The organism is Kitasatospora sp. NPDC086801, assembly GCF_044745805.1.
GTDB lineage: Bacteria > Actinomycetota > Actinomycetes > Streptomycetales > Streptomycetaceae > Kitasatospora.
Genome location: NZ_JBIVAX010000019.1, coordinates 123,188 through 144,525, shown reverse-complemented (window position 1 = coordinate 144,525; position 21,338 = coordinate 123,188). Strand labels below are relative to the sequence as shown.

General features: G+C 71.3%; 18 protein-coding genes and 1 pseudogene. All 19 read right to left on the bottom strand.

Going from position 1 to position 21,338, the window contains the following annotated elements:
* A pseudogene (locus tag ACIPLC_RS21210) lies at positions 1-251 on the bottom strand (2-oxoglutarate ferredoxin oxidoreductase subunit alpha); the annotation flags it as partial.
* 242 nt (positions 252-493) lie between these two features.
* Complete coding sequence (locus tag ACIPLC_RS21205; protein WP_400474548.1) at positions 494-1,156, bottom strand: response regulator; 663 nt, start codon at positions 1,154-1,156, stop codon at positions 494-496.
* A gap of 115 nt (positions 1,157-1,271) precedes the next feature.
* On the bottom strand, positions 1,272-2,282 hold the full coding sequence (locus ACIPLC_RS21200; protein ID WP_400474539.1) for a polyprenyl synthetase family protein: 1,011 nt from the start codon (positions 2,280-2,282) through the stop codon (positions 1,272-1,274).
* A 304-nt stretch (positions 2,283-2,586) separates the two neighbouring features.
* The gene (gene nuoN, locus ACIPLC_RS21195; protein ID WP_400474547.1) at positions 2,587-4,209 is read right to left on the bottom strand and encodes an NADH-quinone oxidoreductase subunit NuoN; all 1,623 of its coding nucleotides are present in this window, start codon (positions 4,207-4,209) and stop codon (positions 2,587-2,589) included.
* Positions 4,210-4,220: 11 nt separating this feature from the next.
* Positions 4,221-5,855 (bottom strand): NADH-quinone oxidoreductase subunit M, encoded by a 1,635-nt coding sequence (locus ACIPLC_RS21190; RefSeq protein WP_400474538.1) that lies wholly within the window; start codon positions 5,853-5,855, stop codon positions 4,221-4,223.
* Positions 5,856-5,889: 34 nt separating this feature from the next.
* Positions 5,890-7,803, bottom strand: a complete 1,914-nt coding sequence (gene nuoL, locus ACIPLC_RS21185) for an NADH-quinone oxidoreductase subunit L (RefSeq protein WP_400474537.1) — start codon at positions 7,801-7,803, stop codon at positions 5,890-5,892.
* 14 nt (positions 7,804-7,817) lie between these two features.
* The gene (nuoK, locus tag ACIPLC_RS21180) at positions 7,818-8,117 is read right to left on the bottom strand and encodes an NADH-quinone oxidoreductase subunit NuoK (RefSeq protein WP_030060110.1); all 300 of its coding nucleotides are present in this window, start codon (positions 8,115-8,117) and stop codon (positions 7,818-7,820) included.
* Positions 8,114-9,085, bottom strand: coding sequence for an NADH-quinone oxidoreductase subunit J (locus ACIPLC_RS21175; RefSeq protein WP_400474536.1), 972 nt, complete (start codon positions 9,083-9,085; stop codon positions 8,114-8,116). Before ACIPLC_RS21175 ends, nuoK begins: the two co-directional genes overlap by 4 nt.
* Positions 9,082-9,684: an NADH-quinone oxidoreductase subunit NuoI gene (gene nuoI / locus ACIPLC_RS21170; RefSeq protein ID WP_400474535.1), complete on the bottom strand. Its 603-nt coding sequence runs from the start codon at positions 9,682-9,684 to the stop codon at positions 9,082-9,084. The genes ACIPLC_RS21175 and nuoI overlap by 4 nt, the downstream gene beginning before the upstream one ends.
* Before the next feature lie 6 nt (positions 9,685-9,690).
* Positions 9,691-11,034 carry an NADH-quinone oxidoreductase subunit NuoH gene (nuoH, locus tag ACIPLC_RS21165; RefSeq protein WP_400474534.1) on the bottom strand — a complete coding sequence of 448 codons (1,344 nt, stop codon included), beginning with the start codon at positions 11,032-11,034 and terminating at the stop codon, positions 9,691-9,693.
* Positions 11,031-13,595, bottom strand: coding sequence for an NADH-quinone oxidoreductase subunit G (locus ACIPLC_RS21160; RefSeq protein WP_400474533.1), 2,565 nt, complete (start codon positions 13,593-13,595; stop codon positions 11,031-11,033). The genes nuoH and ACIPLC_RS21160 overlap by 4 nt, the downstream gene beginning before the upstream one ends.
* Entirely contained in the window at positions 13,592-14,953 is a 1,362-nt protein-coding gene (gene nuoF / locus ACIPLC_RS21155; protein WP_400474532.1) for an NADH-quinone oxidoreductase subunit NuoF, read from the bottom strand. Before nuoF ends, ACIPLC_RS21160 begins: the two co-directional genes overlap by 4 nt.
* Positions 14,953-15,702: an NADH-quinone oxidoreductase subunit NuoE gene (nuoE, locus tag ACIPLC_RS21150; protein ID WP_400474546.1), complete on the bottom strand. Its 750-nt coding sequence runs from the start codon at positions 15,700-15,702 to the stop codon at positions 14,953-14,955. Before nuoE ends, nuoF begins: the two co-directional genes overlap by 1 nt.
* 17 nt (positions 15,703-15,719) lie before the next feature.
* Complete coding sequence (locus ACIPLC_RS21145; protein ID WP_400474531.1) at positions 15,720-17,096, bottom strand: NADH-quinone oxidoreductase subunit D; 1,377 nt, start codon at positions 17,094-17,096, stop codon at positions 15,720-15,722.
* On the bottom strand, positions 17,096-17,809 hold the full coding sequence (locus ACIPLC_RS21140; RefSeq protein ID WP_400474530.1) for an NADH-quinone oxidoreductase subunit C: 714 nt from the start codon (positions 17,807-17,809) through the stop codon (positions 17,096-17,098). The genes ACIPLC_RS21145 and ACIPLC_RS21140 overlap by 1 nt, the downstream gene beginning before the upstream one ends.
* Entirely contained in the window at positions 17,806-18,360 is a 555-nt protein-coding gene (locus ACIPLC_RS21135; protein ID WP_400474529.1) for a NuoB/complex I 20 kDa subunit family protein, read from the bottom strand. Before ACIPLC_RS21135 ends, ACIPLC_RS21140 begins: the two co-directional genes overlap by 4 nt.
* Positions 18,361-18,460: 100 nt before the next feature.
* The gene (locus ACIPLC_RS21130) at positions 18,461-18,820 is read right to left on the bottom strand and encodes an NADH-quinone oxidoreductase subunit A (RefSeq protein WP_030060100.1); all 360 of its coding nucleotides are present in this window, start codon (positions 18,818-18,820) and stop codon (positions 18,461-18,463) included.
* 550 nt (positions 18,821-19,370) lie between these two features.
* Positions 19,371-20,411 carry a DMT family transporter gene (locus tag ACIPLC_RS21125; protein ID WP_400474528.1) on the bottom strand — a complete coding sequence of 347 codons (1,041 nt, stop codon included), beginning with the start codon at positions 20,409-20,411 and terminating at the stop codon, positions 19,371-19,373.
* A 231-nt stretch (positions 20,412-20,642) separates the two neighbouring features.
* Positions 20,643-21,308 carry a CatB-related O-acetyltransferase gene (locus ACIPLC_RS21120; RefSeq protein WP_400474527.1) on the bottom strand — a complete coding sequence of 222 codons (666 nt, stop codon included), beginning with the start codon at positions 21,306-21,308 and terminating at the stop codon, positions 20,643-20,645.
* Positions 21,309-21,338: the final 30 nt, after the last annotated feature.

Below are 21,338 nucleotides of genomic sequence, written 5' to 3'. Positions count from 1 at the left end.
TTGCCGAACGACGCCGTCTCCGACGTGAACCGGTCACCGGTGAGCTGCATCCCGTCACCCGAGTCACCGGCGAAACGGATGATCACCCGGTCCAGTCGGCGAATCGGCTTGGCCCGCCCCGGCGGCGAACCTCCCGGGGCGGATGGATCGGCGGGCACGGCCGCACCGGGGCGTCCGTCACCGCTCCCGGAACGACCGCCGTCGCCGTCCGAGCCGTCCACTGCCTCTGACTGATCGACCTGACTGGTCACTGCCGCGGACCTCCTCGAGGGCACACCACCGCGGGCGCGGCCCCGTGCCCCGTCCGCTTGGTGCACCTCCCGCATCCTATGCGCGGGGACTTGATCCGGGACGGAACTCCCGCGTGCGGCGGGAAATCACCGGCCCGCGCCCGAACCGCACAAGGAGTACAACGCCCGGCCGCCGGAGATCATTCCGGGTCCGACGGCCGCTCCCCCGGCTCGCCCGCACCGGCCCCGGGCCGCTCGGGCGGCTACGAGTTGAGGTAGGTGAGCACCGCCAGCACCCGGCGGTGGTCCTCCGGGCTCTGCGCCAGGCCCAGCTTCAGGAAGATGTTGCTGACGTGCTTCTCCACCGCGCCGTCCGAGACCACCAACTGCTTGGCCACCGCGTTGTTGGTGCGGCCCTCCGCCATCAGCCCGAGCACCTCCCGCTCGCGCGGCGTGAGGTTGGCCAGCACGTCGCCCTTGCGGCTGCGGCTGAGCAGCTGCTGCACCACCTCCGGGTCCAGCGCGGTGCCGCCGTCGGCGACCCGGACCACCGCGTCCGCGAACTCGCGCACCTCCGCGACCCGGTCCTTCAGCAGGTAGCCGACGCCCCGGGTCGAACCCGCCAGCAGCTCGGAGGCGTACCGCTCCTCCACGAACTGCGACAGCACCAGCACGTTCAGTCCCGGGTAGTGGCCGCGCAGCTCGACGCAGGCGCGCAGGCCCTCGTCGGTGTGGCTCGGCGGCATCCGCACGTCGGAGACCACGACGTCCGGCAGTTGCCCGGCCGCGGCCAGCTCGTGGATGGTCTTCACCAGCGCTGCACCGTCCCCGACGCCCGCCACGACCTCCAGGCCCCGGTCGGTGAGCAGCCGGGTCAGCCCCTCCCGCAGCAGTACGGAGTCCTCGGCTATGACGACGCGGCGCATGGTGACCTTCCCGGCAGGGCAGAGCTGACAGAGGCCAGTCTCCCCCATCCGGGCAACCATCCGGCCCGCCGTCCGCGGATCCGCCGGTCAGGGGCTGCCGCCCGCCGCGCCCCGGTCACATGGTCCGGATCGCCACCGCGTCGCAGAGCCCCTCCAGGGCCGCCTTCGCCGGGCAGTCCGGCAGCGGGGCGAGCAGCGCCCGGGCGTCCTCGGCCTGGCGCAGCGTCTCCCGGCGGGCGTGCTCCAGCGCGGGGTGGCGGCGCAGCAGCCGCAGCGCCTCGGCGTGCAGCTCGTCGTCGGCGAGGTCCAGGGTGAGCAGCTCGCGCAGCCGGGTGTCGGTCGGGTCGGCGGGGTCGGCCGGCATCTGCTCCAGCAGCAGGGTCGGCAGGGTCGGCACGCCCTCGCGCAGGTCGGTACCGGGGGTCTTGCCGGACTCGTGGCCGTCGCTGGCGATGTCCAGCACGTCGTCGGCCAGCTGGAAGGCGATGCCGATCCGCTCGCCGAACTCGCTGAGGGCGTCCACCATCCACGGCTCGGCGCCGGCCATCAGCGCTCCTATCCGGCAGGAGACCGCGATCAGCGAGCCGGTCTTGCCGGCCAGCACGTCGAGGTAGTGCAGCAGCGGGTCGCCGTCCGGGCCGGGGCCGCGGGTCTCCAGGATCTGGCCGGTGACCAGGCGCTCGAAGGCGTCGGCCTGCATCCGCACCGCCTCGGGGCCGAGGTCGGCGAGCACCTGGGAGGCGCGGGAGAACAGGAAGTCGCCGGTGAGGATGGCCACCGAGTTGTCCCAGCGGGAGTTGGCGCTGGGGGCGCCGCGGCGCACCGGGGCCTCGTCCATGACGTCGTCGTGGTACAGGGTCGCCAGGTGGGTCAGCTCGACGACGACGGCGGCCGGCACCACGCCGGGCGCCCCCGGGTCGCCGAACTGCGCCGCCAGCAGCAGCAGCAGCGGGCGGAAGCGCTTGCCGCCGGCCTCGATGAGGTGACTGGCGGTGATGGTGATGAACGGGACGTCGCTCTTGACGGCCTCGGCGAGCGCCGTCTCCACCGCGTCCAGTCCGGCCTGAACGTCCCGGGTCAGGTCGCGGTCCTGCACGCTGAGCCCGAAGGGTCCCACGACGGTCACGAAGACCACTCCTCTGTCCCTGGTCGATCTAGCGGCCTGGTCCCTGAGTGCCGCCGCTGGCCATACAGGCAGGGTATCCGGTCACGAGTGGATCACTGCACGGGCGTGCGGATCCTGTCATGATCGGGCCGGATGCCCTGGTCAGGGCGGCTGTGGGGGCAGTACTGCGGTGGGGCGAATTCGGCTGGAAAACAAGGGCCGGAGGCCGGCCCGCCGGTGGGCCGGCGGCAAACGCGTGTCCGGGCCGCGCGCCGAGGGCGCGGCCCGGACGGGCCCGGGGCGCTGACCGCCGCCCCGGCGGCGGTCAGCGGACGAACAGCGCGGCCTTCGACGCCAGGTCCAGGAAGTACTGCGGCAGCAGGCCGAGACCCAGCGTGACCAGCACCCCGACCCCGATCGCGGTCGCCGTGAAGGCGCTCGGGATCGCCACCGTCGGGCCGCCCGGCTTCGGGTCGGAGAAGAACATCAGCACGATGACCCGGATGTAGAAGAACGCGGCCACCGCCGAGCTCAGCACACCGACGATCACCAGCGGCGTCGCCCCGCCGGACGCCGCCGCCTGGAACACCGCGAACTTCCCGGTGAACCCGGAGGTCAGCGGGATCCCGGCGAAGGCCAGCAGGAACAGCGCGAACACCCCCGCCACCAGCGGCGAGCGCCGGCCCAGCCCGGCCCAGCTGGACAGGTGGGTCGCCTCGCCCTTGGAGTCCCGCACCAGGGTGACCACCGCGAACGCGCCGAGCGTCACGAAGGAGTAGGACAGCAGGTAGAACAGCACCGAGGACAGGCCCTGCTTGTTGGTGGCGATCACGCCGGTGAGGATGAACCCGGCGTGCGCGATCGAGGAGTACGCCAGCAGCCGCTTCACGTCCTGCTGGGTGACCGCCAGCACCGCGCCCACCACCATGGTGAGGATCGCCACCCCCCACAGCACCGGCCGCCAGTCCAGCCGCAGGCCCGGGAAGGCCACGTAGAACAGCCGCAGGAACGCCCCGAAGGCCGCGACCTTCGTCGCCGCCGCCATGAAGCCGGTCACCGGAGTCGGCGCGCCCTGGTACACGTCCGGGGTCCAGGAGTGGAACGGCACCGCGCCGACCTTGAACAGCAGGCCGACCGCGAGCATCGCCAGGCCGATCAGCAGCAGCACGTCGCTCTGGGTGCTGCTCAGCTGCGCCGGTGTGGTCATCGCCTTGCCGGAGATCACGTCCGAGATGTCGCCGAGCTTCACGCTGCCCGCGTAGCCGTACAGCAGCGCGGTGCCGAACAGGAAGAACGCCGAGGCGAAGGCGCCCAGCAGGAAGTACTTGACCGCCGCCTCCTGGGAGAGCAGCCGGCGGCGCCGGGCCAGCGCGCAGAGCAGGTACAGCGGGAGGGAGAAGACCTCCAGCGCCACGAACATGGTCAGCAGGTCGTTGGCCGCGGGGAACAGCAGCATCCCGCCGACCGCGAACATGGTGAGCGGGAAGACCTCGCTGGTGGCGAAGCCGGCCCGGACCGCGGCCCGCTCCTGCTCGCCGCCGGGGGTGGCGGCGGCCTGGGCGGCGAAGGCGTCGGCGGGCAGGCCGCCGGCCTTGGGCTCCAGCTTCCGTTCGGCGTAGGTGAGCACCGCGACGACGGCGACCAGCAGGATCACGCCCTGGAGGAACAGCGCCGGGCCGTCCAGCGCGACCGACTCCATGGCCAGCAGGTCGACCTTGGTGGAGCCGTAGCCCTGGGCGGCCAGCACCACCACGGCGACGAAGGAGCCGATCAGCCCGACCAGGGCGAGCGACACCTGCGTCCAGTGCCGGTACCGGCGGGGCACGAAGGCCTCCACCAGGATGCCGGCCACGGCGGCGCCGAACACCACCAGCATCGGGGAGAGCTGGCCGTACTCCAGGTGCGGCGCCGGGATGCTGGCGGTGTTGCCGCCGGCGGCGGCGAGCATGCCGGTGGTGCTCACTTCTGCTCACCTCCTGAGGTGGCGGCGACCGGGTGGGCCGGCGCCGGGTCGGTCTCGTGGACCTGCGAGAGCGTCGCGTTCACCGAGGGGTTGACCAGGTCGGTGAGCGGCTTGGGGTAGACGCCGAGCAGGACGGTCAGCACCACCAGCGGGGCGACCACGGCCAGTTCGCGGACCTTGAGGTCGGGCATCCCGCCGACGCCGGCCTTCACCGGGCCGGTCATGGTGCGCTGGTACAGCAGCAGGGCGTACAGCGCGGCCAGCACGATGCCGAAGGTCGCCACGATGCCGATCGCCGGGTAGCGGGTGAACGTGCCCACCAGCACCAGGAACTCGCTGACGAACGGGGCCAGCCCGGGCAACGACAGGGTGGCCAGGCCGCCGATCAGGAACGTCCCGGCGAGCACCGGGGCCACCTTCTGCACCCCGCCGTAGTCGGCGATCAGCCGCGAGCCGCGGCGGGAGATCAGGAAGCCCGCCACCAGCATCCACGCGGCGGTGGAGATGCCGTGGTTGACCATGTAGAGGGTGGCGCCGCTCTGGCCCTGGCTGGTCAGCGCGAAGATGCCCATGATGATGAAGCCGAAGTGCGAGATCGACGCGTAGGCGACCAGCCGCTTGATGTCCTTCTGACCGACCGCCAGCAGCGCGCCGTAGATGATCCCGATCACCGACAGGACCAGGATCACCGGGGCGAAGGTCTTCGAGGCGTGCGGGAACAGGCCGAGGCAGAAGCGCAGCATCGCGAAGGTGCCGACCTTGTCCACCACGGCGGTGATCAGCACGGCGGTGCCGGCGGTGGCCTCGCCCATCGCGTTCGGCAGCCAGGTGTGCAGCGGCCACAGCGGGGCCTTCACCGCGAAGGCGAAGAAGAAGCCCAGGAACAGCGCCTTCTCGGCGGTGCCGGACAGCTGGAGCTTGCCGTCGGCGATCGCCGAGGTGAGGGTCTGCAGGTCGAAGGTGCCGAAGCCCTGGTCCTGCGCGATCACGTACAGGCCGATCACGGCGGCCAGCATCACCAGGCCGCCGAGCAGGTTGTAGAGCAGGAACTTCACGGCCGCGTACGAGCGCTGGCGCGCCGCGTCGGGGCCGCCGGCCCGGTCGCCGAAGCCGCCGATCAGGAAGTACATCGGGATCAGCATGGCTTCGAAGAACACGTAGAAGAGGAAGACGTCGGTGGCGTAGAAGGAGACGACCACCATCGCCTCCACCGCCAGGATCAGGGCGAAGAAGCCCTGGGTGCGGCGCCTGTTCTCGAAGGTGTCGGGGGCGGGAGTGCCCTCGGACGCGGCGGGCCCCGGGTCGGCGTCGTGCCAGGAGGCCAGCATCACCACCGGCACCAGGACGGCGGTGAGCAGGGCGAGGACGGCGCCGATGCCGTCCACGCCGAGCGAGAAGGTGATGCCGAAGGAGCGGATCCAGCTGTACGACTCGGTCAGCTGGTAGCGGTCGCCGTGCGGGTCGAAGCGGGTCGCCACCACGGCGGCCAGCACCAGGGTGACGGCCGCGACGCCCAGGGCGACGGCCTTGGTGGTCGAGCGGCGGCGCTCGGTCGACCCGGCGGGCAGGGCTGCGGTCAGCACCGCGCCGACCGCCGGGACGGCACAGGTCGCGGTCAGCAACGCGCTCATGGCCGCACCCCCCACGTGGAATCTGCGCGAGTCATCAGACGGACCTCATCAGGAGAGTCGTGGCGACCAGCACCAGCGTGCCGCCGAACATGGAGAGCGCGTACGAGCGGACGAAGCCGTTCTGGACCCGCCGCAGCCGGCTGGAGATGCCGCCGATGGTGGCGGCCAGACCGTTGACGAAGCCGTCCAGGCCGCGGCTGTCGAAGTAGACCAGCGTGGCGGTGAGCGCCGAGCCCGGGCGGACCAGGACGGCGTGGTTGAAGTCGTCCTGGAGCAGGTCGCGGCGGGCGGCCCGGGTGAGCGGGGAGCCGACCGGCGGCACCACCGGGACGGCGGAGCGCCCGTACATCAGGTACGAGACGACGACGCCGGCCAGCATGCAGGCCGTGGTGAGCAGGGTGACCGTCAGCGGGGCGAGCGGCGAGTCGCCCTCGGAGTGGCCGGTGACCGGCTCCAGCCAGGTCAGGAACGAGTCGTTGTAGGCGAACAGCCCGCCCGCGAAGACCGAGCCGAAGGCCAGCAGGACCATCGGGACGGTCATGGTCTTCGGCGACTCGTGCGGGTGCGGGGCGTTGCCGTCGGCGTCCGGCTGCCAGCGCTTCTCGCCGAAGAAGGTCAGCAGCATCACCCGGGTCATGTAGAACGCGGTGACGGCGGCGCCGGTCAGCGCGCACAGGCCGAGGATCCAGCCCTCGGTGCCGCCCTTGGCGAAGGCCGCCTCGATGATCTTGTCCTTGGAGAAGAAGCCGGACAGCCCGGGGAAGCCGATGATCGCCAGGTAGCCGAGGCCGAAGGTGACGAAGGTGACCGGCATGTACTTGCGCAGGCCGCCGTAGTGCCGCATGTTCACCTCGTCGTTCATGCCGTGCATGACCGACCCGGCGCCGAGGAACAGCCCGGCCTTGAAGAAGCCGTGCGTCACCAGGTGCATGATCGCGAAGGCGTAGCCGATCGGGCCGAGCCCGGCCGCCAGCACCATGTAGCCGATCTGCGACATCGTCGACCCGGCCAGCGCCTTCTTGATGTCGTCCTTCGCACAACCGACGATCGCACCGAACAGCAGCGTGACCGCGCCGACCACCACCACGGCGGTCTGCGCGTCCGGCGCCAGGTCGAAGATCGCCGACGAGCGGGTGATCAGGTAGACGCCGGCGGTCACCATGGTGGCCGCGTGGATCAGCGCCGACACCGGGGTCGGGCCCTCCATCGCGTCGCCCAGCCAGGACTGCAGCGGCACCTGCGCCGACTTGCCGCAGGCCGCCAGCAGCAGCATCAGGCCGATCGCCGTCAGCTTGCCCTCGCTCGCCTGCGCCGCCCCACCGGCCACTCCTTCCGAACCGAGGATCGGCTGGAAGGCGAAGGAACCGAACTCGGTGAACATCAGCATGATCGCGATCGACAGGCCCATGTCGCCGACCCGGTTGACGATGAACGCCTTCTTCGCCGCCGTCGCCGCGCTCGGCTTGTGCTGCCAGAAGCCGATCAGCAGGTACGAGGCGAGGCCCACGCCCTCCCAACCGAAGTACAGCAGCAGGTAGTTGTCGGCGACCACCAGCAGCAGCATGGCGGCCAGGAACAGGTTCAGGTACGCGAAGAAGCGGCGCCGGCGCTCGTCGTGCGCCATGTAGCCCACCGAGTACAGGTGGATCAGCGTGCCGACGCCGGTGATCAGCAGGACGAAGGTCATCGACAACTGGTCGAGCCGGAACGACATGTCGGCCTGGAAACCGTTCACCGGGATCCAGCTGAACAGGTGCTCGGTGACGGCCCGGTGCTCGGCCTCGCGGCCCAGCATGTCCGAGAACAGCGCCAGGCCGAAGCCGAACGAGAGCGCCGCGAGGGCGGTGGCCAGCCAGTGGCCGAAACGGTCCAGCGCGCGGCCGCCGAGCAGGAGCAGGGCGGCGCCGGCCAGCGGGGCCGCCACCAGCAGCGGAATGAGAGAGTTCACCGGAGGCCCTCCGCCTACAGCTTCATGAGATTGCTGTCGTCGACCGAAGCGGAGTGCCTGGTCCGGAAGATGGAGACGATGATGGCGAGGCCGACCACGACCTCGGCCGCCGCGACCACCATCGTGAAGAACGCGATGATCTGACCGTCCAGGGTGCCGTGCAGCCGGGAGAAGGTCACCAGGGCGAGGTTCGAGGCGTTCAGCATCAGCTCCACGCACATGAACAGCACGATCGCGTTGCGCCGGATCAGCACTCCGGCCGCGCCGATGGTGAACAACAGGGCCGCGAGGTACAGATAGTTGACCGGGTTCACTCCGCGCCCTCCTCGTCGGCGTGGCCGTTCGGGCCGTCCTTGCCGTTCACGCCGTTCAGGCCGTTCACGCCGTTCGGGCCGTTCACGCCGTTCGGGCCGCCGTTGCCGTTCACCGGCACCGGCTCCAGGGACTTGCGCGGCACGGCGACCGCCGGCCGCTCGGACGACGGTCGGCCCAGCCAGTCGGCCGTGGTGTTCTCCAACTCGGCCATCCGCCGCAGCATCTCCTGACTGACGTCCCGGACCTGGCCGCGCTCGCGCAGCGTCGCCATCACCGAGTCCTCGGCGATCGTGCCGTCCGGCAGCAGCGCCGGGACGTCCACCGCGTTGTGCCGCGCGTACACGCCCGGGGCCGGCAGCGGCGGCAGCTGGAGGTTGTCCACGACCCGCTGAGCGGCCAGCTCGCGCTGCGTCTTCGGGGCCGTCACGTGCTCGCGGTGGGTCAGCACCATCGCACCGATCGCCGCCGTGATCAGCAGCGCGCCGGTGACCTCGAACGCCCACACGTACCGGGTGAAGATCAGCCGGGCCAGGCCCGGCACGTTGCCCTCGGCGTTCGCCTCGGACAGGCCGGTGAAGTGGTCCAGCCTCGCGTTGGCGATCCCGGCGACCAGCAGCACGCCGAAGCCCAGCCCGCACAGCACCGCGGCGAACCGCTGGCCCTTCAGCTGCTCCTTCAGCGAGTCCTCGCTGGTGACGCCGACCAGCATCACCACGAACAGGAACAGCATCATGATCGCGCCGGTGTAGACGACGATCTGCACCACGCCCAGGAACACCGCGCCCTGCGCCATGTAACAGACCGCCAGCGCCATCATCGTGGCCGCCAGGCACAGCGCGCTGTGCACGGCCTTGCGCATCAGCACCATGCCGAGCGCGCCGCCGACTGCGATCACCGCGAGCACCCAGAACTGGACGGCCTCCCCGACGGAGGTCGTCCCGGTCGCAGCCAGGTTGAGGGAGGTCACTGCTGGACCTCCCGCTCCCGGTCGGTGCGCTCCTGCTGGACCGTCCCGGGCGCCGCCGCGGTGATCTCGCCCCGGTAGTACGCGCCCTCGTCGGCGCCCGGGAAGATCGAGTGCGGGGAGTCCACCATGCCCTCGGACAGGCCGACCAGCAGCTGGTCCTTGGTGAAGATCAGGTCCCGGCGCGAGGAGTCCGCCAGCTCGTACTCGTTGGTCATGGTGAGCGCGCGGGTCGGACAGGCCTCGATGCACAGCCCGCACAGGATGCAGCGGGCGTAGTTGATCTGGTAGACCGCGCCGTAGCGCTCGCCGGGCGAGTAGCGCTCCTCCTCCCGGTTGTCCGCGCCCTCCACGTAGATGGCGTCGGCCGGACAGGCCCACGCGCACAGCTCGCAGCCGACGCACTTCTCCAGGCCGTCCGGGTGCCGGTTCAGCTGGTGGCGGCCGTGGAAGCGCGGAGCGGTGGGCTTCTTCTGCTCCGGGTACTGCTCGGTGAGCCGCTTCTTGAACATGGCCTTGAAGGTCACGCCGAAGCCGGCGGCCGGGCCGAGGATCGACGGCTTGTCGGGCCGCTCGGCCCGCTCCGTGTGGTCGGACGACATCTCGGTTCAGCTCCCTTCGGAATGGTCGGCCCCGTTGAGGGCGTCCTGGAGTTGCTTCGGGGCCCGGCTGCGCCGGCGCGGCACCGGCGGGAGCTCCTGTCCGGGCAGCGGAGGCACCGGGTAGCCGCCCGCCATCGGGTCGAACTCCCCCGCGGGCGCCGCGCCGTCGTCGGAGGTCACAGCGGGCTCGGGCTCCTTCTTCAGGTAGTCCCGCAGCAGGGCGAGCAGCAGGATCACCCCGACCGGCGCGCCGACGTACAGCACCACCTCGCCGAAGCCGTAGCCCTCGTTGCGCAGCGCCCGCACGCTCGCGATCAGCACCAGCCACACCAGCGAGACCGGGATCAGCACCTTCCAGCCCAGCTTCATGAACTGGTCGTAGCGGAACCGGGGCAGCGTCCCGCGCAGCCAGATGAAGAAGAACAGCAGCAGCTGGATCTTCAGCGTGATCCACAGCATCGGCCACCAACCGTGGTTGGCGCCCTCCCAGAAGGTCGACACCGGCCACGGGGCCCGCCAGCCACCCAGGAACAGGGTGGAGGCGACCGCCGAGACGGTCACCATGTTGACGTACTCGGCCAGCATGAACATCGCGAACTTCAGCGAGGAGTACTCGGTGTTGAAGCCGCCGACCAGCTCGCCCTCGGCCTCCGGGAGGTCGAACGGCGCCCGGTTGGTCTCACCGACCATCGCGATGATGTACACGATGAACGACACCGGCAGCAGCACCGCGAACCAGGTCGGCTGCTGGTGCGCCACGATCTCCGAGGTCGACATCGACCCCGAGTAGATGAACACCGCCGCGAAGGACAGGCCCATCGCGATCTCGTAGCTGACCATCTGCGCGGCCGAGCGCAGCCCGCCCAGCAGCGGGTACGTCGAACCGGACGACCAGCCGGCCAGCACGATGCCGTAGATGCCGATCGAGGCCGTCGCCAGGATGTACAGCAGCGCCACCGGGAAGTCGGTCAGCTGCATCGCCGTCCGGGTGCCGAAGATCGACACCTCGTTGCCGGCCGGCCCGAACGGGATCACCGCGAAGGCCATGAACGCCGGGACGGCGCAGACGATCGGGGCCAGGACGTAGACCACCTTGTCCGCGCCCTTGACCACCAGGTCTTCCTTGAGCGCCAGCTTCACGCCGTCCGCCAGGGACTGCAGCATCCCCCACGGCCCGTGCCGGTTCGGCCCGATGCGCAACTGCATCCAGGCCACCACCTTGCGCTCCCAGACGATCGCGATGAGCACCGTCAGGACCAGGAAGCCGAAGCAGAACACCGCCTTCAGCAGCACCAGCCACCACGGGTCCTGCCCGAAGAAGTGGAGCGTCTCGTACGGCTGCGGAGTCATCGCTCCTCCCCTTCGCTGCCCGCGTCGCCCGCCGCTGCCCCGGCCGGGACGGCCGGCTCGGGGGCGGCCGCGGCGATCGTGACCAGATGGCCGACGGTGGTGCCGAGCGCGCGGTGGGCGCCGCCCGGTGTGGAGTTGAGCGGGATCCAGACCGTGCGGTCCGGGATCGAGTCGGTGACCTCCAGCGGCAGGGTCAGCGAACCGGCCGGGCCGGTCAGCCGCAGCGCCCCGCCCGCCTCGGCGCCGTCCTCGCGCGCGCCGGTCGCCGTCGCGCCGGTCGCCGTCGCGCCGATCTCCTTCGCGGTGGTCGGCGAGACCCGGGCCACCGCCCGGTGCCGGGTGCCCGCCAGGTGCGGATCGCCCTGCTGCAACGTGCCGTTGTCCAGCAGTTGGCGCCAACCCGCCAGCACCGCCTGGCCGGTGGCCGGGCGGGGCAGCACGCCGGGGTGCGCGGCCGGGTCCGCGGACCGGTCACCCGTCCACGGGGTGAAGTGGTCCAGCTCCAGCCGGGCCGCCCTGACGTCCGGCAGCCCCAGCCGGTGGCCCAGCGCCTCCGCCAGCATGGTCAGCACCCGCAGGTCCGGATACAGGTGGCGGCCCATCTGCTGATCGGGCTTGAGCGCCGCCTCGAACATCCGCACCCGGCCCTCCCAGTCCAGGAAGGTGCCGGCCTTCTCCGCCACCGCCGCCACCGGCAGCACCACGTCCGCGCGCGCCGTCACCGCGGAGGGCCGCAGCTCCAGCGACACCACGAACGGCACCGCCGCCAGCGCCTCGTCGGCCAGCGCCGGATCCGGCAGGTCGTCCGGGTCGACGCCGCCGACCAGCAGCGCGTCCAGCTCGCCGTGCGCCGCGGCCGTCAGGATCTGCTCGGTGTCCCGGCCCGGCCGGGACGGCAGCTCCGCCACCCCCCACACCCCGGCGGCCTCCGCCCGGGCGGCCGGAGCCGTCACCGGACGGCCGCCGGGCAGCAGCCCCGGCAGCAGGCCCGCCTCGACCGCACCGCGCTCGCCCGCCCGGCGCGGCACCCACGCCAGCCGGGCACCGGTCGCGTGCGCCAGGCGCAGCACCGCCGTCAGCGCGCCCGGGGCGGCGGCCAGCCGCTCGCCCACCAGGATCACCGCGCCCGCACTGCGCAGCAGCTCGGCGGCCCGCCCGGCCTCGTCGTTCAGCGGCTCGTCGGCGGCCAGCGCGGCGAACCACTCCGCCTCCGTGCCCGGGGCGGCCGGCAGCAGCGCGCCGCCCAGCTTGGCCAGGCCCCGGGAGGCGAACGCCGCCACCGAGTACACCTTCAGGCCCCGGTCGCGGCTGGCCTTGCGCAGCCGCAGGAAGACGATCGGCGACTCCTCCTCCGGCTCGAAGCCCGCCAGCAGCACCGCCGGCGCCTGCTCCAACCGCTCGTAGGTCAGGCCCTCGCCGTCCACGTCCACCCCGCGCCCGGCGACGGCGGCGGCCAGGAAGTCCGCCTCCTCACCGCTGTGCGGGCGGGCCCGGAAGTCCACGTCGTTGGTGCCGAGCACCACCCGCGCGAACTTCCCGTACGCGTAGGCGTCCTCGACGGTCACCCGGCCGCCGGTCAGCACTCCGGCACGGGCGCCGCGCAGGCCCTCGGCGGCCCGGGCCAGCGCCTCCGGCCAGGAGGCGGGCACCAGTTCGCCGTCCACCCGCACCAGCGGGGTGGTGATCCGGTCCCGCTGCTGGGCGTAGCGGAACGCGAACCGGCCCTTGTCGCAGTTCCACTCCTCGTTGACCGCCGGGTCCTCGCCCGCCAGCCGGCGCAGCACCTTGCCGCGCCGGTGGTCGGTGCGCTGGGCGCAGCCCGCGGAGCAGTGCTCGCACACGCTCGGCGAGGAGACCAGGTCGAACGGGCGGGAGCGGAACCGGTAGGCCGCCGAGGTCAGGGCGCCCACCGGGCAGATCTGGATGGTGTTCCCGGAGAAGTACGAGTCGAGCGGCTCGTCGTCCCCGGTGCCGACCTGCTGGAGCGCGCCGCGTTCCAGCAGGTCGATGAACGGGTCCCCGGCGATCTGCTGCGAGAAGCGGGTGCAGCGCGCGCACAGCACGCAGCGCTCCCGGTCCAGCAGCACCTGGGTGCTGAGCGGGATCGGCTTCTCGTAGGTGCGCTTCATCCCCTCGAAGCGGGTGTCGGCGTCACCCGTGGACATCGCCTGGTTCTGCAGCGGGCACTCGCCGCCCTTGTCGCAGACCGGGCAGTCCAGCGGGTGGTTGATCAGCAGCAGCTCCATCACGCCGCGCTGCGCCTTCTCGGCCACCGGCGAACTCACCTGGGTGCGCACCACCATGCCCTCGGCGACCGGGATGGTGCAGGAGGCGACGGGCTTGCGCTGGCCCTCGATCTCGACGATGCACTGCCGGCAGGCGCCGGCCGGGTCGAGCAGCGGGTGGTCGCAGAAGCGCGGGATCTGGGTGCCGATCCGTTCGGCGGCCCGGATCACCAACGTCCCCTTGGGGACCTGCACTTCGACGCCGTCGATGGTGAGCGTGACCAGCTCGACCGCGGCCTTGTCGCCCGTGGAGGTGGATGGCTCTGTGATCGTCACGCGTGCACCTCCCTTTCGGTGGCGGACTGGTGGCCGGGGCGGGGGCCGTCGGCCCAGACGGTGGAGGCGGCCGGGTCGAACGGGCAGCGGCGCTCGGCCAGGTGCTGCTCGTACTCGGCCCGGAAGTGCTGGAGGGAGGAGACGATCGGGCTCGCGGCGCCGTCGCCCAGTGCGCAGAAGGACTTGCCGTTGATGTTGTCGGCGATGTCGAGGAGCTTCTCCAGGTCCCCCTCGACGCCCTCGCCCGCCTCGATCCGCTTGAGCAACTGGACCAGCCAGTAGGTGCCCTCGCGGCAGGGGGTGCACTTGCCGCAGGACTCGTGGGCGTAGAACTCGGTCCAGCGGGTGACCGCCCGCACCACGCAGGTGGTCTCGTCGAAGACCTGTAGCGCCTTGGTGCCGAGCATCGAGCCGGCCGCGCCGACGCCCTCGTAGTCCAGCGGGACGTCCAAGTGCTCGTCGGTGAACATCGGCGTGGACGAGCCGCCCGGGGTCCAGAACTTGAGCCGGTGCCCGGGGCGGACGCCGCCGCTCATGTCCAGCAGCTGGCGCAGCGTGATGCCCAGCGGCGCCTCGTACTGGCCGGGGTTGGTGACGTGGCCGGAGAGCGAGTACAGCGTGAAGCCGGGGGACTTCTCGGTGCCCAGACCCTTGAACCACTCCTTGCCGCGGGCCAGGATCGGCGGCACCGAGGCGATCGACTCCACGTTGTTGACCACCGTCGGGCAGGCGTACAGGCCGGCGATCGCCGGGAACGGCGGCCGCAGCCGGGGCTGGCCGCGGCGGCCCTCCAGCGAGTCCAGCAGCGCCGTCTCCTCGCCGCAGATGTAGGCGCCGGCGCCGGCGTGCACGGTGATGTCGAGGTCGACGCCCGAACCGAGGATGTCCCGGCCCAGCAGCCCGGCCTGGTACGCCTCGGCGACGGCCGCGTGCAGCCGGCGCAGCACCGGGACGACCTCGCCGCGCAGGTAGATGAACGCGTGGTCGCAGCGGATCGCGTAGGAGGCGATGACCATGCCCTCGATCAGCGCGTGCGGGTTGGCGAACAGCAGCGGGATGTCCTTGCAGGTGCCCGGCTCGGACTCGTCCGCGTTGACCACCAGGTAGTGCGGCTTGCCGTCGTTCTGCGGGATGAACTGCCACTTCATCCCGGTGGGGAAGCCGGCGCCGCCGCGGCCGCGCAGCCCGGAGTCCTTCACCAGGGCGATCACGTCGTCCGGCGGCATCGCCAGGGCGGCCTTGAGGCCGTCGTAGCCGTGGTGGCGGCGGTAGGTGGCCAGCGTCCAGGGCCGCTCGTCGTCCCAGGAGGCGGACAGGACGGGGGTGAGCAGCTTCTCGGCCGGCTCGGCGGAGGTCATCACGCGTCCGTCCCTTCGTGGCCGGTGCCCTCGTGGCGGGTGCCCTCGTTGCGGGGCGCGACGACCTTGGTGCCGCCGGTGCCGGGCAGCGCCTCGCCCTTGGCCAGGCGCAGACCGGCCAGCGAGGGCGCGCCGCCCGCGCCGGACTCGTCGTTGGCACCCGGGCGCTCGTCGGGGAAGCCCGCCAGGATCCGGGCGGACTCCTTGAAGGTGCACAGCCGGGCGCCGCGGGTCGGCCGGACCTCCCGGCCCGCGCGCAGGTCGTCGACCAGCCGCCTGGCGCTCTCCGGGGTCTGGTCGTCGAAGAACTCCCAGTTGACCATCACCACGGGCGCGTAGTCGCAGGCCGCGTTGCACTCGATGTGCTCGATCGAGATCTCGCCGTCCCCGGTGGTCTCGTTGTTGCGCACACCGAGGTGCTGCTGGAGCTCGTCGAAGATCTGGTCGCCGCCGAGCACCGCGCACAGGGTGTTGGTGCAGACCCCGACGTGGTACTTCCCGGCCGGGCGCCGCCGGTACATGGTGTAGAAGGTGGCGACGGCGGTGACCTCGGCGGTGGTGAGGTCCAACTGCTCGGCGCAGAACCGGATGCCGGTCGGACTGACGAAGCCCTCCTCGGCCTGCACCAGGTGCAGCAGCGGCAGCAGCGCCGAACGGGCCTGCGGGTAGCGGCCGATCAGCTCCGCGGCGTCGGCGGCCAGCCGGGCGTGCACCTCCTCGGGGTACGGTGTGGCCGGCAGTGCCGGCATCCCCAACTGGACGTCTGTCACCGGTCCACGCCTCCCATCACCGGGTCGATCCCGGCCACCGCGACGATCACGTCGGCGACCTGGCCGCCCTCGCACATCGCCGCCATCGTCTGCAGATTGGTGAACGACGGATCCCGGAAGTGGACCCGGTAGGGGCGCGTCCCGCCGTCGCTGACCACGTGCACGCCCAGCTCGCCCTTGGGCGACTCGACCGCCGCGTACGCCTGGCCGACCGGGACCCGGAAGCCCTCGGTGACCAGCTTGAAGTGGTGGATCAGGGCCTCCATCGAGGTGCCCATGATCTTGCGGATGTGGTCGAGCGAGTTGCCCATCCCGTCCGGGCCTACGGCGAGTTGGGCGGGCCAGGCGATCTTCTTGTCGGCCACCATCACCGGGCCCGGCCGCAGCCGCTCCAGGCACTGATCGACGATCCGCAGCGACTGCCGCATCTCCTCCAGCCGGATCAGGAAGCGGCCGTAGGAGTCGGCGGTGTCCGCGATCGCGACCTCGAAGTCGTAGTCCTCGTAGCCGCAGTACGGGTCGGTCTTACGCAGGTCGTGCGGCAGGCCGGTGGCACGCAGGATCGGGCCGGTGGCGCCGAGGGCCAGGCAGCCGGGCAGGTCGAGGAAGCCGACGTCGACCAGGCGGGCCTTGAACACCGGGTTCCCGGTGGCGAGTTTGTCGTACTCGTGCATCCGGGAGCGCAGGGTCTTCACGCACTCGCGGATCTGGTCGACGGCGCCGGGCGGGAGGTCCTGGGCGAGGCCGCCGGGGCGCACGTACGCGTGGTTCATGCGCAGGCCGGTGACCAGCTCGAAGACGTCCAGGATCAGCTCGCGGTCGCGGAAGCCGTAGATCATCAGGGTGGTGGAGCCGATCTCCATGCCGCCGGTGGCCAGGCAGACCAGGTGCGAGGCGATCCGGTTGAGCTCCATCATCAGCACGCGGATCACGCTGGCCCGGTCCGGGATGTCGACGGTGATCCCGAGCAGCTTCTCGACGGCCAGGCAGTACGCGGTCTCGTTGAACAGCGGGGTCAGGTAGTCCATCCGGGTCACGAAGGTGGTGCCCTGGACCCAGTTGCGGAACTCCATGTTCTTCTCGATGCCGGTGTGGAGGTAGCCGATGCCGCAGCGGGCCTCCTTCACCGTCTCGCCGTCGATCTCCAGGATCAGCCGCAGCACGCCGTGGGTGGACGGGTGCTGGGGGCCCATGTTGACGATGATGCGCTCGTCGTCGGCCCGGCCGACCGCCTCGACCACCTCGCCCCAGTCGCCGCCGGTGACCGTGAAGACCCGGCCCTCGGTGGTCTCCCGGGCCTCTGCCTGCTCGGTGTCTTCGTGGGGTCGAGTCTCTTCGTCGTGCCGAGCATCTTCGTGGTGCCGAGTACTCATCAGCTGTACGACCTCCGCTGGTCGGGAGCCGGGATCTGGGCGCCCTTGTACTCGACGGGGATGCCGCCGAGCGGGTAGTCCTTGCGCTGCGGGTGGCCCAGCCAGTCGTCCGGCATCATGATCCGGGTGAGCGCCGGGTGGCCGTCGAAGACCAGGCCGAAGAAGTCGTAGGCCTCGCGCTCGTGCCAGTCGTTGGTCGGGTAGACGCTCACCACGGAGGGGATGTGCGGGTCGGCGTCCGGCGCGGTGACCTCCACCCGGATCAGCCGTCCGTGGGTGATCGACCGCAGGTGGTAGACCGCGTGCAGCTCGCGGCCCTTGTCGTCGGGGTAGTGCACGCCGCTCACGCCCAGGCACAGCTCGAAGCGCAGCGCCGGGTCGTCGCGCAGGGTGCGGGCGGTCCGGAGCAGGTGGGCGCGGTCGATGTGGAAGGTGAGCTCGCCGCGGTCGACGACGGTCTTCTCGATCACCTCGGCCGGGTCCAGGCCCTGCTCCTCCAGGGCGCCCTCCAACTCGTCGGCGACCTCGTCGAACCAGCCGCCGTACGGCCGTTCGCTCGGGCCGGGCAGCACGATCGGCTCGGCCAGGCCGCCGAAGCCGGAGGTGTCGCCGCTGCCCCGGGCGCCGAACATGCCCTGCCGGCGGCCGACCACCTCGACCGGGATCTCGCGGACCGGGTGCTCGCGACGGGTCTCGGGTACCTGCTCGTTCATCGCAGCAGCCCCCGCATCTCGCTGACCGGGGTGGCCTTGAGGGCGAGCGCCTCGCCGAGCTCCTCGGCCCGCAGCCGGTTCGCCCCCAACGGCTCGTGCTGGATCTTGTCGTGCAGCTTCAGGATGGCGTCCATCAGCATCTCCGGGCGGGGCGGGCAGCCGGGCAGGTAGATGTCCACCGGGACGATGTGGTCGACGCCCTGCACGATCGCGTAGTTGTTGAACATCCCGCCCGAGGAGGCGCAGACGCCCATCGAGATGACCCACTTCGGGTTGGCCATCTGGTCGTACACCTGGCGCAGCACCGGGGCCATCTTCTGACTCACCCGACCCGCCACGATCATCAGATCGGCCTGCCGGGGGGAGCCCCGGAACACCTCCATACCGAACCGGGCCAGGTCGTAGCGGCCGGCGCCGGTGGTCATCATCTCGATCGCGCAGCAGGCCAGACCGAAGGTGGCCGGGAAGAGTGACGCCTTGCGCACCCAGCCGGCGGCCGTCTCCACGGTCGTGAGCAGAAAGCCGCTCGGCAGCTTCTCCTCGATTCCCATCAGATCCCTCTCAATGCCCTCAAGAAGCCCTCAAGTCCTGTGGTACGTCGGCCCGTTCGGGCTTGTCCGCTCGTTCACAAAGGCGGCGGCCACCCCGCGCTCAGTCCCACTCCAGGCCGCCGCGGCGCCACACGTAGGCGTAGGCGACGAAGACCGTGGCGATGAACAGGAGCATCTCGACCAACCCGAAGATCCCCAGGGCGTCGAAGGTCACCGCCCAGGGGTAGAGAAAGACGATCTCGATGTCGAAGACGATGAAGAGCATCGCCGTCAGGTAGTACTTGATCGGGAACCGACCGCCGCCCACGGGCTGCGGGGTCGGCTCGATGCCGCACTCGTACGCCTCCAACTTGGCCCGGTTGTAGCGCTTGGGGCCGGTGAGTGAGGCCATCACGACGGAGCCGACCGCGAACGCCGCCGCGATGGCACCGAGTACGAGGATCGGCGCGTAGGCATTCATAGCCCCCGCTCCCTCCGTCCAGTCGTCCTTGACTGCAGATCGGAACCGGCGGGTCACGCTGAGGTGAACCCGCGTTCCGGTTCCCGGGATCCGCCTCATGTGAGGCAGTTCACAAAGCCTGGAACGAGCGCATCCTATGCCCGTCGGCTTGTGATCTGCGACACGCAGTTCAACGTCATCTTTGTGATCTACGCCACCATGGGAATGGTGCCGAATATGAACATGCCCAGAGTTGTCAACACAAAGAAGTCAAATGGTCACAACCAGTCGCATTTACTTGTGAAGCGGCTGGTCAGAGCCGCTCCCCTATATCAACTATGCGTCTTGGGGAGCAAATTTCGAGGCGCCGTGTTGACGTGTTATGGCGGCTCACCCTGAGGGGTGGCGGGGGTCCGAACGCTCGCTTGACCCTTCGTTCACAAGCGCGCGAAACGGTCCTTGGGTCCCCCAGCCCGCCCGCCGCCCGCCGCCCGGTACGCCGAGCACCAGCCGGGCTGGGGCACGGTCTACGCCCGTCGGCCGCCGAGTCGCCGGTGACCACCACAGCGGATCACACCGGGGCCGGCTCCGGGCCCCGCTCCCCGACCCCGGTCGCGGACTCGGCGACAACAGATCCAGCGGCCTCGGACTCGACGGCCTCGGACTCAACGGCCTCGGACTCCCCGCGCCGGACGGGAGCGGGAGCGGGGACGGAGGCGGGAGCGGTGCGGCGGCCCCACTCGGTGGCGACCATGACCAGGGCTCCGCCGACCAGGGCGAGCGGACCCATCCGGTTCCCGGCGATGGTGATGCCGAAGACGGCGGCCCACAGCGGTTCGGTGCCGAGCAACAGACTCACCCGGGACGGCGAGGTGGCGCGGACAGCCCACATCTGAACGAAGAAGGCGAACAGCGTGCACAACAGGGACAGGTGCAGCAACCAGGCCCACTGGCCGGGCCCGTACGAGCGGGCGACGGCCCACGGCGACGGCCCTACGGCTGGCGCGACGGCCGCGAACACGGCTGTCGCGACGGCGAGTTGGACCCAGGTCAGGGCCAGCATGCCGGTTCCGCGGACGGCGCGGGCGCGGGCCGTCGCCAGGACGAAGGCCGAGCGAACCAGGGCGGCGCCCAGCACCAGCAGGTCGCCGGGCGAAGGCGGGCGCAGCCCGCCGTCCCCGGTGAGCAGCGCGACGCCGAGCACGGCCAGCGCGGCGGCCGCGAGGAAGGCGCGCGGCGGCGCCGTCCGGCTGAGGACGCTCTCGCCGAGCGGGGTGAGCACCATCGCGAGGCTGATGATCAGCCCGGCATTGGTGGCGGAGGTGTGCACGGCACCGTACGTCTCCAGCAGGAAGATCCCGCTGAGCACCAGCCCCAGTGCGCCGCCGCCCAGCCACTCGGCGCGGCTCAGCCTCCGTAGCGCCGGCCAGGCGACCATCCCGAGCAGCGGCAGCACCAGCCCGAACCGCAGGACCAGCATCGCCACGGCCGTTCCGGGCTCCGCCACCCGCTGGACGGCGAGGAAGCTCGACCCCCACACCACCGCCACCAGGAGAACCGGCAGGTCGCGAAGGGTCGATGAGGACGAAGACACGGACAGGGAGGCGCGCATGAGTCAGATCCCTCCGAGCGAACGGAACCGGCGGGGGCGCGAGTACCGTACGGCGTCGGACGGACCCTGGAGCTGGGCGGAGGGCGCAGCTATCGACGGGGCGGAGCATGGAGCAGGGGGACGCCATCCTCCCGCACCGGCGCACCCGTGATCAACGCCCTGCCGCAACTCGCTGGATCTCCGGCGGGCTCCAGCGCCCCCGGGGCCGACGTCCTTCCCGGGCCCGGCAGGTCAGCGGGCGAGCAGGCCGTTCGCCGCGGCGATCTCCTCGATGTCGGCCGGGGTCCCGGACATGATGGCGCGGACGTGCTCGGTGACGAGCTCGACCGGCCAGTTCCACCAGGCCGCACGGAGCAGTCGCTCGACGTCGGCGCCCTCGAAGCGGCGCCGGATCGGACGGGCGGGGTTGCCGCCGACGATGGTGTACGGCTCGACGTCGGCGGTGACCATCGCACCGGCCGCGATGATCGCGCCGTCGCCGATCCGGACGCCGGGCAGGACAGTGGCGCCGAAGCCGAACCAGACGTCGTTGCCGATCACGGTGTCGCCCCGGCTGGGCAGGCCGGTGACGAGGTCGAGGGTCCGCTCGGTCCACTCGCCGCCGAACATCGTGAACGGGAAGGTGGACACGCCGATGGTCGGGTGGGCGGCGCCGGCCATCAGGAAGCGGGCCCCGGTGGCGATCGCGCAGTACTTTCCGATCACCAGCCGCTCGGGTCCGTAGGCGTAGAGGACGTTGCGTTCCTCGAAGCGGGCGGCCCCCTCGGGGTCGTCGAAGTAGGTGTACTCGCCGACCTCGATCCGCGGGTCGGTGACGAGCGGGCGCAGCAGGACGACCCGGTCGTGGCCGGCGAGCGGGTGCAGGGCAGTGGGGTCGGGAATGGCGGTGGCGGTCACGCAGACTCCTCTCGTAACGCGACCAAAGTC